Source organism: Pelagibacterium mangrovi, from assembly GCF_036662815.1.
In the GTDB taxonomy this organism is placed as follows: Bacteria; Pseudomonadota; Alphaproteobacteria; order Rhizobiales; family Devosiaceae; genus Pelagibacterium; species Pelagibacterium mangrovi.
Genome location: NZ_JBAFXA010000009.1, coordinates 1 through 13878 on the forward strand (window position 1 = coordinate 1; position 13878 = coordinate 13878).

Here is a 13878-nt window from a genome sequence, read left to right on the forward strand (position 1 = left end):
ACCCCTCATCCGACCGCTTCGCGGCCACCTTCTCCCTCAAGGGGAGAAGGGGAGCACTTGGCAAGTGCTGTGGGGTGGTCTCGACGGTGGAGCGACGCGGTGGAGAAGGAGCCGGGGACGGCGAGCGTACCTTGCCCCGGGGTGACAGCTGGGGATGGGGAAAGGTTGGAGATGAGGCCTACGCCTGTTCCACATACCGTGCCAGATTGGCGAGGCTGGAGGTCAGTCCGGCGTCGTGGTCGGCCTTGGAAATGCCGGAGGGAACATTTTCGGCGGTGATGGTCACCCGCGCGCCCTCCCCCTCGGGTTCGAGCGACCAGATCATCGTCATGGTGCCGGAAAAGGCGGGGTCGTCGGAAGCGAAATCGATATATTGGACCACTCGGTGGCCGGAGACGAGCGGGCCGTAGCGAGCGGTGACGATGTCGGAATTTTCGGTGCTCTTGGCAGAGGCCGAGGCGGGATCGCCATAGACCAGTTCCATGCGGTAGCCACCGCCCTCGCGCGCGTCGAAGCTGTGCATGATGCCGCTCATGTCCTCGGGCGGGAGCCAGGCGACCAGCGCGTCGGGATCGACCATGGCGGCATAGACGCGCTCGGGCGACGCATTCACGAAGCGGCTAGCGATATCGGTGCGCCCTGCCCCACTCATGATCAGTAAGCCCGAGCCGTGCAGAATTCGGGAACGCCAAACAGGATATCGCGCTCGTGGGATGGGGGCACGCCAGCCAGTGCGGCGCGGGCGGCGTCGGCGTGGCGTTCGGCCTTGGCCATGGTATCGCGCAGCGTGCCGTACCGCGTGAGGATGGCGCCGACGGCGGCCAGTTCGGCCTCGCCGGATTCGGGATTGCCCAGCGCGGATTCGATGGTGCGCTGTTCGGCGGCGGTGGTGTGCCCAAGCGCCAGAACGATGGGAAGGGTCATCTTGCCCTCGCGCAGATCGTCGCCGGTGTTCTTGCCCAGCGCGCCGCGCGCCCCGCCATAGTCGAGCACGTCATCGACGAGCTGGAAGGCCATGCCCAGCTCGCGTCCATAGGTGGCCAGGGCCTTGCGGGCGGTATCATCGGCGCCGCCGGCCATGGCGCCGACTTCGGTGGCCGCCTCGAAAAGCGTCGCTGTCTTGGCGTGGATGATCTTTTCGTAATCCTGCGGCGTCGTGGTGAGATCGCCGGCCTTGGCGAGCTGAAAAACTTCACCCTCGGCGATGACGGCGGCGGCGCGCGAGAGGACGCCCAGCGCGTCGAGATCGCCCGATTCAACCATCATCAGGAAGGCCTGGCCGAGCAGGAAATCGCCCACGAGAACCGAAGCCTGATTGCCCCAGATGGTGCGGGCGGCGGGACGCCCGCGGCGCATGTCGCTTTCGTCCACCACATCGTCATGCAGAAGCGTAGCGTTGTGCATGAATTCGACGGCCGCGGCGAACCGGACCTCATTGCCTCGCGCATCGCCGAACAGGGTGGCGGCCGCCAGCGTGAGCATGGGGCGCAGACGCTTGCCGCCGGCCTCGATCAGATGGTTGGCGACTGCGGGCACCATATCGACGGGGCTGTCGGACCGCGACAGGATCAGGCGATTGACGGCCTCCATGCCGGCGGAGGTCGCCGCGATCAGGTGATCGATCACAGCCGAGGCATCGTCAACAGGTCTCGACGCCAGATTCTCAACCGCCATCAACGTTCATTCTCCCGCAAAGCGCGCGCTGGCCCGCCTCGACGCAGTGATTTATGACTGACCTGAAATCATCAGGACCCTTGCGCCTATGTCGGTAAACCAGCCGCCCGGATTTGTAAAACGCCAAGAGCATCGGGGCGATGCGTTTCTTGGTGGCAGATTGTCCATAAGGCAGCCCGAAAAGGGCTTTAGGGCCGGGCTGGATTCGGTGCTGCTGGGGGCCAGCGTGCCCGCCGGACGGCAAAGCCTGCTCGATCTGGGCGCGGGCGCCGGCGTGGCGGCGCTCTGTGCGCTTGCCCATGACAGCGGCCTTTCGGCAACGCTCGTCGAAAATAATCCCGACATGGCGCTTCTGGCCGAAGGGAACATCGCGGCCAACGGTTTTTCCGACCGGGCCGGTATCCTCCGGATCAGCGCGACGGCCACCGGCGCGGAACGCCGGGCGCTGGGACTGGCGACCGACCGTTTCGACGTGGTGATCGCCAACCCACCGTTTTTCGAGGCCGGCACGCAGGCCCCCGACCCGGCGCGGGCGGCGGCGCGGCATACCGATGGGGAAATCGGGGCGTGGATCAGAACCGCCGTATCGTGCGCGCATGCCAAGGGCGAGGTGATCTTCATCCATCTGGCCCAGGTGCTGCCGCAACTTCTGGCGGCGTTCGACGCGCGGCTGGGGGCGATCAGCGTCCTGCCCATCGCGTCACGGCCCGGCCAGCCGGCAAGCCGGGTTCTGGTGCGGGGGCGAAAGGGCTCGCGGGCGCCGATGCGGCTGTTGCCGCCGCTCGTCGTGCACGGGGAGGCCGGGAACGGATTTGCCGACCCTGTCGGTGCCATCCTGCGCGGCAAAACGCGAGTGGACTGGCAGGAATGAGAATCAATGCCTAAATGGACATCGACACGCCCCTGCCGGAGACAATGATGGCTGCATTTGCCGACACGGACACCGACGCCCCCAGGCGTCCCTGGTACAAGAGACTGTTCGGCGATCGCGGGCCGGTCATTCCCGTGGTGCGGCTCCAGGGGGTAATCTCCCAGGAGCTCAAGCCGGGGCGGCTCAACATCGCCAATGTGGCGCCGCTGCTCAAAAAGGCCTTTGCCATCAAGAAGGCGCCGGTGGTGGCGATCGTCGTCAATTCGCCGGGTGGCTCGCCGGTGCAGTCGCGGCTGATCGCGCGGCATATACGACAGCTTGCCGCCGAGAACGACCAAAAGGTGCTGGTGTTCGTCGAGGACGCGGCCGCCTCGGGTGGTTATTTCATCGCGACGGCGGGTGACGAGATCATCGCCGACCCTTCCTCGCTGGTGGGTTCGATCGGGGTGGTGTTCGCCGGGTTCGGGTTCGTCGAGGCGCTGGAGAAGCTGGGGGTGACCCGCAGGCTCTATACGGCAGGCAAGAACAAATCGACGCTCGACCCGTTCCTTCCCGAAAAGCCCGAAGACGTCGAGCGGATCAAGCGCATGGAACTCGACATCCACGAGGTGTTCATCGACTATGTGAAATCGCGGCGCGGGGAGAAGATCGCCCTGCCCGACGACGAAATCTTCACCGGCGAATTCTGGACCGCGCGGCGCGGGCTGGAAATGGGGCTTGTCGATGGGCTGGGCGATCTGCACGGCACGCTGCGCGAGCGCTTCGGCAAGGACTACAAGATCAAACCTATCAGCCAGAAACGGGGCCTCTTCCAGCTTCCCAATTTCGGGTTGTCGGCCACGCTGCCGCACGATCTCGCCGGCGACCTGATGGCCCGGGTGGAAGACCGGGCGCTGTGGTCGCGTCTGGGGCTGTGAACCGATGTCGCTGAGCTTTCTTATCGGACTGCTGGTCGTCTTGCTGATCTGGATGGGGATCAGGTCGATCCTGCGCGACTGGCGCAAGAAATTCGCCGAGGACGACGCCCGCACCAAGGCGCGGCGCAAGGAACAGATCGAGCGCAACAAGGCCGAGGTCAAATCCGGAGGTGTCGTGACGCTGGAGCGGGGCGAGGACGGGGTTTACCGGCCGGGCAAGGAATAGCCCGCTTGACCTCGGCAAGGCCCGCAACTACGGTCGCGCGGCTTTCCCAATGCCATGTTTTCCGGACCCTCGATGAGCAACGCGCCCCAGCCCCATATGGACCCCAGGAACTCGTTTCAGGGGCTTATCCTGACGCTGCAGAAATTCTGGGCCGATCAGGGCTGCGTGATCCTGCAGCCCTATGACATGCAGATGGGCGCGGGCACTTTCCACACGGCGACTACGCTGCGCGCGCTGGGCCCCAAGCCGTGGAATGCTGCCTATGTGCAGCCCTCGCGCCGCCCGACCGACGGGCGCTATGGGGAAAACCCCAACCGGCTGCAGCATTATTACCAATTCCAGGTGATCCTGAAGCCTTCGCCGGCCAATATCCAGGAATTGTACCTGCAATCGCTGGCCGCGATCGGGCTCGATGCCAAGCTGCACGACATCAGGTTCGTGGAGGACGATTGGGAGAGCCCGACGCTGGGCGCCTGGGGGCTGGGTTGGGAGTGCTGGTGCGACGGGATGGAGGTCAGCCAGTTCACATATTTCCAGCAGGTTGCCGGGTTTGAATGTTCGCCGGTGCCCGGTGAAATCACCTATGGGCTGGAGCGGCTGGCGATGTATGTCCAGGGTGTCGAGAACGTCTACGACCTCAATTTCAACGGGCGCGAAGGCGACCAAAAGGTCACCTATGGCGACGTATTCCTGCAAAACGAGCAGGAATTTTCCAAATACAATTTCGAGGCCGCCGATACTGAGATGCTGTTCCGGCATTTCAAGGATGCCGAGGACGAGTGCAAGGCGATCCTGGTCAAGGGTGAGGACGGCGAGCGGCAAACCATGGCGGTTCCCGCCTATGAGCAGGTCATCAAGGCATCCCATGTCTTCAACCTGCTCGACGCGCGCGGGGTGATCTCGGTCACCGAGCGGCAGAGCTACATCCTGCGCATCCGCGAACTGGCCAAGGCGTGCGGCGCCGCGTGGCTCAAGACGGCGGGCGGCGGGGCCTGATACGCAGGTATCAGCCAGCTTCTTTACCGACAAACCGTTGATATCGCGCAGGTAAGATGCCACTCTCGCGCCGTGCAAGGCGAGAGGGTTCTGGCGCTATGGAATGGGTGATCCTGGTATTGGCGGTGGCCGTGGTCGGCTACGCCATTTATGTTTACAACACGCTGATCCGGAATCGGCAGCTCGTCGAGGAAGGCTGGTCGGGGATCGATGTGCAGCTCAAGCGCCGCGCCGACCTCATTCCCAACATGCTCGAAACGGTCAAGGGCTACATGGCCCATGAACGCGAGACGTTGCAGGCGGTGACCGACGCGCGCGCCGCGGTGCAGGCGGCACAGAACGCCTCCCCCGCCGAGCGCGGGCAGGCCGAAGGGCTTCTGTCTGGTGCCCTGGGCCGGCTTTTCGCGGTGGCCGAGGCCTATCCGGATTTGAAGGCCAACACCAATTTCATGGAATTCCAGACCGCACTGCAGACGGTCGAGGACGAAATCCAGATGTCGCGGCGCTATTACAATGGCGCGGTGCGCAATCTCAACATTGCCGTGGAATCCTTTCCTTCCAACATCGTGGCGGGCGTGTTCCGGTTCGAAAAAGCCGAATATTTCGAACTCGAGAACGAAGCCGATCGCGCCGTGCCGCAGGTCAAGTTCTAGCTCTATGATGCGGTTCGTCCTTGTCCTTCTGGCGCTGTTCGCGGCCGGTCCTGCGCTGGCGCGCGAGGAAATCCGGCAGTTCGACGTGGCCTTCGAGGTCAGCGCCGACGCCTCGGTCACCATAACGGAAACGATTGTCGTCAACGCCGAGGGCAACAGTATCAGGCGCGGCATCTTCCGCGACGTTCCCACATTGCTCGAAACGCCGGACGGCCGAACCATAAGGCTGCCCTTCGAGGTGTTTTCGGTGACGCGTGACGGCGCCGCCGAACCGTTCGAGGTGGAAAACATCAGCGGCGGCAAGCGGATCAGGATCGGTTCGTCCGATGCCCTGCTCAGCGTTGGAACCCATGAGTACGAAATCGTCTATCGGATGGAGCGTGCGGCGCGCATGTTCGCCGACTATGACGAATTCTATTGGAACGCCACCGGCAATTATTGGGAATTTCCCATCCTCGCCGCCAGCGCTCTGGTGACCCTGCCCGATGGCGCGCGGATCACCGAACTCAACGTCTATACCGGCGGCCAGGGCGTGGCCGGATCCGATGCGGAAATCGAGCGGTTGGGTGACAATGAGACGCGGTTCACGACCACCCGCCCGCTGGCACCGCGCGAGGGGATGACCGTTTCGGTGGCCTTCGCCAAGGGTGCCCTTGCCGCGCCCCAAGGCACGGACGCCGCGCTGTTCTGGCTTTCGGATTATCGCGACTATGTGGTGCCGCTCGTCCTGCTGCTGATCGTCGTGGGCTATAACGGGCTGGCGTGGAACGCCGTGGGGCGTGATCCGGCCAAGGGGGTCATCATCCCCCGGTTCTACCCGCCCAAGGATTTTTCGCCCGCGCTCATTCACTATGTCCACAAAATGGGTTGGGGCAGATCGGGGTGGTCGGCCTTTTCCGCCGCGCTGGTATCGCTGGCCGTCAAGGAGCTTATCGAGATCGGCAAGTCCGGCAAGAAGATGACGCTGACGGCGACGGGCAAGGAGCCGGAAACGCCCCTGCCACGGGGAGAAGCGGTGATCTTCGCCGATCTCAAGACCCTCAGCCCCGTGACCATCGACAAGCACACCGGCCCTCGGCTCAACAAGACCCGCGCCGCGTTCATCGGCGCGCTGGAGGCCGAGAACCGCCGGGTCTATTTCAACAATCATCGCCTCTATGTGGTGGTCGGGGTGTTGATCGGGCTGGCGAGCCTTATCGCCATGGTGGTGCTGGGCGTGCTCAACCCCGTTTTCGTGTTCGTTGCCGCGTTCGCCGCCGTGTTCCTGTCGGCAGCCGGGCTCAGCGCCCGCGCGATCTGGCAGGGGAGCGGGATCGGCAGATTCCTGGCGGCGGCAATTATCGGCATCTTCGTTTTCAACGCTGGCGCCGCCATCATCGAGGTTTTCGATTTCGAATGGATCGATCTGCCGTTCGTTGCGGCCATCACCATCGTCGCCGTCACACTGGTTTTTGCCATCCTGATGCGCGCGCCCACGGTGCACGGGCGCAAGGTCATGGACGAGATCGACGGGTTCAGGATGTATCTCGACACCGCCGAAAAAGAACGGCTCAACTTTCAGGACGAGCCGGAGATGAGCGTCGCGCGCTTCGAGGCCATTTTGCCCTATGCGATGGCGCTGGGCGTGGAAAAACCCTGGTCGGAGCGGTTCGAGAACGATCTGGCACGCCACGCGATCAAGGACGCGCCGACGCATTATTCGCCGCACTGGTATAGCGGAGGCAATTTCTCGGCGGGCAATTTCGCCAGCACCATGGGCGGTGTCGCGACCGGATTGAGCGCGGCCATGATCGCCTCGCAGCCCCAGGCATCGAGTTCATCGGGTACCAGCGGCGGCGGGTTTTCCGGCGGCGGAGGCGGTGGTGGCGGAGGCGGCGGCTGGTAGATGCCCGTGGCCCTTCCCACACTGCTGATCTACGGCGCGGCGGCGCTTGCCGAAATCGCCGGATGCTTTGCGTTCTGGGCGTGGCTGCGGCTGGGCAAGAGCGTTTTCTGGACCCTACCCGGCGTCGCCGCGCTCATTGCCTTCGCCTGGCTTTTGACCCTTGCGCCATCCGATCAGGCGGGGCGTGCCTATGCGGCCTACGGTGGCGTCTATATCACCGCCTCTCTGCTCTGGCTGTGGGGCGTCGAGGGACAGGTGCCCGACCGCTGGGATTTGACCGGGGGTATTCTGGCGCTGGTGGCGGCGGGGATTATTTTGTTCGGGCCGCGAGGCGCGGCTTAGAGCATTTCATCGTTTAACCGAAACGTTGGAATGCTCTAAGTTATTGTTTTGTCACGCTTCCGAACCGCAAAAGTGGATTCCGCTTTTGCTGGAAGCGCTCCAGGATCAAACGTCCAGCAACGGGGTCGCGGCGACCCAATAGCCCGGGAACCTCTCACGCAGATCATGCGCGGCCTGATGGGCGGCGGCGGCGCTGCCGTAGAGGCCGAAGCAGGTTGCGCCAGAGCCCGACATGCGGGCGGTGACGCAGCCGGGCGTCGTGGCGATCGAGGCGACGATGGCCCGTATCGCCGGCACGAGGTCGGTGGCCGGCTCTTCCAGATCGTTGCGGGTGTCGGCCAGCCAGAGCGAGAGCAGCGCCGCCCGCTCGATCGGGTCGGGAAGGTCGGGCATGGGCGCGTTGTGCTTTTTGACCAGCTTGCGGAAAACCGCCGGCGTCGAAATCTCCTCGAGCGGGTTGACGAGCACCAGATGCATCTGGGGAAAGTCCGCAAGCGGGGCGATCTCTTCGCCGATGCCGGTCACCTCGCACGGTCGGCTGAGCAGGCACATGGGCACATCGGCGCCGAGCGTGGCGGCGAGCGCGAAAAGATCGGCCTCGGCCGCAGGGGTTCGGCTCATGCGCGCCAGGATGCGCAGCACGGCGGCGGCGTCGGCCGACCCGCCGCCCAGCCCCGCCGCGACGGGGAGATGTTTTTCGAGATGGATTTCGATGCCGTCGGGCAAATGGTCCGGAAACCGGGCGCGGAATTTTTCCAGCGCGCGCAGCACCAGATTGGAGCGCCCGCTGGGCAGATCAGCCCCGAACGGCCCCGATACCGTCAGCCGGTCACGCCGCGCGGGGGCGGCAGTGACCAGATCGGCCAGTTCGGTGAAGACGCAAAGCGTGTGGAGGAGGTGATAGCCATCCTCCCGCCTGCCGACGACATGCAATGCCAGATTGACCTTGGCCGGGGCGGGTTCGCTGAGCGGTTCGCGCATCAGTCCTCGATGGGTGCGTCCGGATCGAGCCCGTTGAGCAGCTTGGGTGTCGCCCGTTCGGTCACCGTCCCGTCTTCATCGACATCGATGGCGATGCGCCACTGGAACATGGCCTCGCGCTCGCGCCCGGCGCTCCAGTAAACGTCGCCCAGATGGTCGTTGATCTCGGGGTCGGCGGGCAGGATCTGCACGGCCTTTTCGAGAACGGCGACGGCCTCGTCGACCCGTCCGAGCTTGTAGAACGCCCAGCCCAGGCTATCGACGATATAGCCGTTCATGGGCGCGAGCTCGACAGCTCGCTCGATCATGCCGAGCGCCTGTTCGAGGTTCATGCCCCGGTCGACCCAGGAATAGCCCAGATAATTGAGCACGTCGGGATGGTTGGGGGACAATTCGAGCGCCGCGAGAAAATCGGCTTCGGCCAGATCCCAATCGCCGGCGCGCTCATAGGCGATGCCGCGAACGTAGAAGAAGCGCCAATCGTTGCGACGCGGGGTTTCGATGCGCTCGATGATGCCCGAATAGGCTTCGGCTGCCTCGTCCCAGCGCTGGGCATAGCGCAGGGTGTCGCCCAGGATGCCGTACACTTCCTGGTTGTCAGGATTGGCAACACTGATGTTCTGGAGGCGGGAGATCGCCGTATCGCGGTCGCCGCGCATATCGACGTTTTCGGCAAGCCGCACGAGCGCGTTCACGTGGAGCGGCGAATTGGCGGGCACCGAGGAGAAGATTTCATCAGCGGTGTCGTACTGGCCGGCGCTGGCGAGCAGTTCGCCCAGCGAGATCGAAATGATGGCGGCGTCGGGATCGAGATAGGTGGCAAGCTGAAGGAAGGCGACGCCGAGCTGGACCGAGCCGTCCCGCGCAAGGGCGGTTCCCAGCCCGTGCAGCATTTCGGCGGCGCCCGATTGCACCGAGCCGGCAAAAAGGCCGGGCTTGCGCCCCTCCGCGATGGGATCGCGCAGGACATCGACAACCGGATGCTCCACGCCTTCGGACGCGAAGAAATCGAGAATCGCCTGGGCTTCCTCGAACTGGCCGGCATTGCCAAGGATGCGGATATAGGCCTCGGCGATGCGCGGCACGAGGGGGTCGATCTCATAGGCCTGCCGCGCCAGATCGAGCGCGGCGGCGCGATCGCCGCCCACATCGGCGATGATGGCGCGATGGAAGATGATGAAATCATCGAAGCCGCCCTGGGCGACCCTGTCGAGAATCTCATTGGCGGCAGGCAGGTCGCCCTCGCCGACCTTGGCCCAAGCGCGCGTGATGCCGCCGATGATGCCGATCAGCGACGCCTCGGGAACGCGCGAGAGCATCTGGTCGGCGGAAGCATAGCGGCGCTGCTTGAGGGCGACGGTGCCCAGCACCAGATGGGCCAGCTCGTCATCGGGGTTGAGATCGAGCACATGCTGGGCCATCGAGGCGGCTTCGGAGATGTTTCCGGCCAACAGATAGGCAAGGAACGCCTGGCTCGAATAAATCTCATTGTCCCAATCGGCCCTTGCGGCTTCCACGAACATCGACGCCGCGCGATTCGCGTCGAGCGCTTCGAGGGCAGCGAGGCCGGCCAGATAGTTGCCGACGGCGCTGGTGCTGCTGCTGGGCAGGATATCGGTCTGGGCCAGCGGCGCCGAAACCGGCAGGCCGATGGTGAGCGCGGCGATGACCACAGCATGGAGCGGCCGTTTGAGCAGGTTTAGCACGATAGTTCCCGAACTCCTCGCTTGCGGGCGCCCACGCCCCGGTTCCGATAGCCAAACGCGGCAAGATTGTCGATTGTTGGGCGTATCCGTTACCCGATCTTTTCCCGCAATTGCGGCCCCACCGCAAGCGGCAGGGACTTCACATTCCAGAATAGTTGGGCCCACTGCCCCCTTCGGGGGGCACCCAGTTGATGTTCTGGGCGGGGTCCTTGATGTCACAGGTCTTGCAATGCACGCAGTTGGCGGCGTGGATGCGGAACACCGGCTCGCCTCCCTCCTCGGAAACTTCATAGACCCCGGCGGGGCAATAGAGCGGCGCGGGCTCGCCGTATTTCGGTAGGTTGTCGCGAATCGGAACCTCCGGATCGGTGAGGCGGAGGTGGACCGGCTGGTCCTCGTCATGGGCGATGTTGGCGCGGTAAACCGATTCCGAGCGGGCAAAGGTGGTTTTGCCGTCTGGCTTGGGATAGCCGATCGGGGTGACTTCCGAGATGGGCTTGAGCCTTGCAAAATCGGGCTTGTCGGACACCAGCCCGCCGAGCGGAGAGTGTTTGAAGAGGCTGGAAACCCACATATCGGTGCCCGCCAGCCCGACGCCCGCAAAGAGGCCGAGCTTGGACCAGAGCGGCTTGACGGCCCGGACGGGGTAAAGATCGTCGCGGATGCCGCTGGAGAGGACGGCTTCGTCGAGGCTTTCGATGGCATCATTGGCGCGGCCCGCCGAAATGGCGGCGGCGACTTCACCGGCGGCGGCCATGCCCGAGCGGATTGCGTTGTGGATGGCCTTCAGACGCGGCACGTTCATGAAGCCCGCCGAGCAGCCAATCAGCGCGCCGCCGGGGAAAGCCAGCTTCGGGATCGACTGCCAGCCGCCCGAGGTGAGCGCGCGGGCACCATAGGAGATGCAGGTTGCTCCTTCGAGAAGGCCGGCGATCCGGGGGTGGCGCTTGAAGCGCTGGAACTCGTCATAGGGCGAGAAACTGGGGTTTTCGTAGTCGAGATGGGCGACGAGGCCGAGATAGATGCGGTTGTCGCCCGCATGGTAGCAAAAGCCGCCACCGCTGGCGGCGCTGCCCAGCGGATAACCCATGAAGTGTTCGACCTTGCCTGGCGAATGTCTGGCGGGATCGATTTCCCAGATTTCCTTGAGGCCCAGCCCGTATTTCTGCGGCGCCTTGCCCTTGTCGAGACCGAACTTGCCGATCAGGCGCTTGGCGAGCGAGCCGCGCGCGCCTTCGGCGATCAATGTATATTTGGCGCGCAGTTCTATGCCGGGGGTGAAGGTCGATTTGGGTGTGCCGTCGCGCCCCACACCCATGTCGCCGGTGACGATGCCGAGGATTTCGCCGTTCTCGCCGGTGATGAAATCGGCGGCGGCGGTGCCGGGGAAAATATCGACCCCCAGCGCTTCGGCGCGCTCGGCCAGCCAGCGGCAGAGATCGCCCAGCGAGATGATCACCGCGCCCTTGGTTTTCATGATGGGGGGCAAGAGGAGGTGAGGAAAGGTCACCGCCGATTTTTCGGTGAGGTAGATGAAGCTGTCCTCGGTGACCTGTGGGCCGACCGGGGCGCCCTGCTCGCGCCAATCGGGAAGCAGTGCGTCGAGCCCGGCGGGGTCCATTACGGCGCCCGAAAGGATATGCCCGCCGATATCGGCGGATTTTTCCACGACGACGACTTCGAGATCGGGGGATTTCTGCTTGAGCGCGATGGCGGCGGAAAGGCCCGAAGGGCCGGCGCCGACGATCACGACCCCGGTTTCCATAATCTCGCGTTCGATCGCGTCGGTCATCGTTTTGGCATTCCGAGTGAGGTGGCAGGCTTTGCGCCGGTGTGACATAACAAGGATAGCCATGGCAAATCGACAGCTAAATCGCCAAGACATTCTGGCCGCGCTCGACTGGTACGTCGCAGCGGGGGTCGATATCGCTGTGGGCGAAGCACCGGTGGATCGATTTGCGCTGTCGGCGGTCAAGCCGGCCGCGGCGGCGAGACGGACGCTTCCCACCGCCGCGCCCACCCCTGCCGCGCCCCCTCCCCCGGCGGCGCCGGCGGCAGGGCCGGCCGATGCCGACCCAACGGAGGCACGGGCCCTGGCGGCGAGCGCGCAGTCGCTCGAACAATTGCGCGGCATGCTGGCCGATTTCGAGGGCTGCGGGCTCAAGCTGCGGGCCACCAATCTGGTGTTCGCCGACGGCAACCCCGAGGCCGACATCATGCTGGTCGGCGAAGCCCCCGGACGCGACGAGGATTTGCAGGGCAAGCCGTTCGTGGGGCGCTCGGGACAGTTACTCGACAAGATGCTGGGTGCGATCGGGCTGGACCGAACCAAGGTCTATATCGCCAACACGGTGCCCTGGAGGCCGCCGGGAAACCGCACGCCCTCGCCCTCCGAAGTCGCGGTGTGCCTGCCGTTCCTCTATCGCCAGATCGAACTGGTCGCCCCCAAGGTGCTCGTCGCCCTGGGCGGCGCTTCGGCGTCGACGCTGTTTGAAACCGACACGGGGATTACCCGGCTTCGCGGGCAATGGCGCGACCTCACCATCGGCGCCCATACCATGCGGGCGGTGGCAACGCTCCACCCGGCCTATCTGCTGCGCCAGCCGGTCGCCAAGCGCCTGGCGTGGCAAGATTTGCTCTCGATCAGGGGCGCACTCGGCGAATAGACGTATTGTAACTTATCGAATTACATAATATACGCTGTTACGATATAACAGTGATTATGGAGTTCCCCTGATGGATCATGACGTCATCATCGTCGGCGGCAGCTATTCGGGCATGGCGGCCGGCCTCCAGCTTCTGCGGGCGCGGCGGCGTGTGCTGGTGATCGACGCCGGCGTGCGCCGCAACCGTTTCGCCAGCCATGCACACGGTTTCCTGACCCAGGACGGCACACCGCCGGACGTGATTGCGGCCCAGGCGCGCGAGCAGCTTCAAGCCTATCCCACGCTGGATTGGCGCGAGGGCAAGGCCATTGCCGCGCGCAAGATCGATGGCGGTTTCGAGGTGGAGATCGAGGGCGGCGATATTGTCACCGCGCGTCGGCTGATCCTGGCGCTCGGCGTCACCGACGCCCTGCCCGATATCGAGGGGCTTGAGGAACGCTGGGGAAAGCACGTCTTCCACTGCCCTTATTGCCACGGCTACGAACTCGATCAGGGCCGGATCGGCGTCATCGCGGCGGGCGAGGTTTCCATGCACCAGGGCACGATGCTGCCCGATTGGGGCGACACCACATTCCTGCTCAACGGGACATTCGAGCCCGACAGTGAACAGAGCCTGCTGCTCGAAAAACGTGGTGCTAAAATCGAAACCGGCAGGATCGCGCGGATCACCGGCAAAGCCGATGTCGAGCTCACCGATGGTCGCGTCTTGCAATTCGACGGCCTGTTCGTCGCGTCCAGAATCGCGCCGTCGAGCCCGCTGGCCGAGCAATTGGGCTGCGATTTCGAGGATTCTCCCATCGGGCGGCACATCGCGACCAATGCCATGAAGGAAACCAGCGTCCCCTTCGTCTTTGCCTGCGGCGATGCCGCCCGCATGGCGGGATCGATAGCGCTTGCGGTGGGCGACGGCGCGCTTGCCGGCGGCGGCGTGCATCACTCGCTGATGTTCAGATAATCGATT

At 64.4% G+C, this 13878-nt stretch carries 14 protein-coding genes; 9 read left to right on the forward strand and 5 right to left on the reverse strand.

From position 1 onward, the window contains the following. Positions 1-178: 178 nt before the first annotated feature. Positions 179-652 (reverse strand): SRPBCC family protein, encoded by a 474-nt coding sequence (locus V4T21_RS15530; RefSeq protein WP_332718488.1) that lies wholly within the window; start codon positions 650-652, stop codon positions 179-181. Between the two features lie 2 nt (positions 653-654). Continuing rightward, complete coding sequence (locus V4T21_RS15535) at positions 655-1674, reverse strand: polyprenyl synthetase family protein (RefSeq protein WP_332718490.1); 1020 nt, start codon at positions 1672-1674, stop codon at positions 655-657. Between the two features lie 160 nt (positions 1675-1834). Between V4T21_RS15535 and V4T21_RS15540 the strand changes: the two genes are divergently transcribed. The 7 genes from V4T21_RS15540 to V4T21_RS15570 all read left to right on the forward strand — a co-directional run bounded on the left by V4T21_RS15540 (position 1835) and on the right by V4T21_RS15570 (position 7564). Further along, entirely contained in the window at positions 1835-2545 is a 711-nt protein-coding gene (locus V4T21_RS15540; protein ID WP_332718492.1) for a tRNA1(Val) (adenine(37)-N6)-methyltransferase, read from the forward strand. Positions 2546-2592: 47 nt separating this feature from the next. Further along, positions 2593-3462 (forward strand): S49 family peptidase, encoded by an 870-nt coding sequence (locus V4T21_RS15545; RefSeq protein ID WP_440589666.1) that lies wholly within the window; start codon positions 2593-2595, stop codon positions 3460-3462. A gap of 4 nt (positions 3463-3466) precedes the next feature. Next, positions 3467-3688: a hypothetical protein gene (locus V4T21_RS15550; RefSeq protein ID WP_332718495.1), complete on the forward strand. Its 222-nt coding sequence runs from the start codon at positions 3467-3469 to the stop codon at positions 3686-3688. Positions 3689-3760: 72 nt separating this feature from the next. Next, positions 3761-4684 carry a glycine--tRNA ligase subunit alpha gene (locus V4T21_RS15555; protein WP_332718497.1) on the forward strand — a complete coding sequence of 308 codons (924 nt, stop codon included), beginning with the start codon at positions 3761-3763 and terminating at the stop codon, positions 4682-4684. Positions 4685-4782: 98 nt separating this feature from the next. After that, positions 4783-5337 carry a LemA family protein gene (locus tag V4T21_RS15560; protein WP_332718499.1) on the forward strand — a complete coding sequence of 185 codons (555 nt, stop codon included), beginning with the start codon at positions 4783-4785 and terminating at the stop codon, positions 5335-5337. Positions 5338-5341: 4 nt separating this feature from the next. Beyond that, the gene (locus V4T21_RS15565; protein WP_332718501.1) at positions 5342-7222 is read left to right on the forward strand and encodes a DUF2207 domain-containing protein; all 1881 of its coding nucleotides are present in this window, start codon (positions 5342-5344) and stop codon (positions 7220-7222) included. Next, the gene (locus V4T21_RS15570) at positions 7223-7564 is read left to right on the forward strand and encodes a YnfA family protein (protein WP_332718503.1); all 342 of its coding nucleotides are present in this window, start codon (positions 7223-7225) and stop codon (positions 7562-7564) included. It begins immediately after the preceding gene. A 105-nt stretch (positions 7565-7669) separates the two neighbouring features. Here the strand turns inward: V4T21_RS15570 and V4T21_RS15575 are convergent, their stop codons facing one another. The 3 genes from V4T21_RS15575 to V4T21_RS15585 form a co-directional block, all read right to left on the reverse strand. After that, positions 7670-8545: a 4-(cytidine 5'-diphospho)-2-C-methyl-D-erythritol kinase gene (locus V4T21_RS15575; protein ID WP_332718505.1), complete on the reverse strand. Its 876-nt coding sequence runs from the start codon at positions 8543-8545 to the stop codon at positions 7670-7672. Then, entirely contained in the window at positions 8545-10251 is a 1707-nt protein-coding gene (locus tag V4T21_RS15580; protein ID WP_332718507.1) for a tetratricopeptide repeat protein, read from the reverse strand. Before V4T21_RS15580 ends, V4T21_RS15575 begins: the two co-directional genes overlap by 1 nt. 139 nt (positions 10252-10390) lie before the next feature. After that, positions 10391-12043, reverse strand: a complete 1653-nt coding sequence (locus tag V4T21_RS15585) for an electron transfer flavoprotein-ubiquinone oxidoreductase (RefSeq protein ID WP_332718509.1) — start codon at positions 12041-12043, stop codon at positions 10391-10393. A 61-nt stretch (positions 12044-12104) separates the two neighbouring features. On the opposite strand from V4T21_RS15585, the gene V4T21_RS15590 reads away from it, so the two are divergent. Next, positions 12105-12917, forward strand: a complete 813-nt coding sequence (locus V4T21_RS15590) for a uracil-DNA glycosylase (RefSeq protein ID WP_332718511.1) — start codon at positions 12105-12107, stop codon at positions 12915-12917. A gap of 70 nt (positions 12918-12987) precedes the next feature. Next, positions 12988-13872: an NAD(P)/FAD-dependent oxidoreductase gene (locus tag V4T21_RS15595; protein ID WP_332718513.1), complete on the forward strand. Its 885-nt coding sequence runs from the start codon at positions 12988-12990 to the stop codon at positions 13870-13872. Positions 13873-13878: the final 6 nt, after the last annotated feature.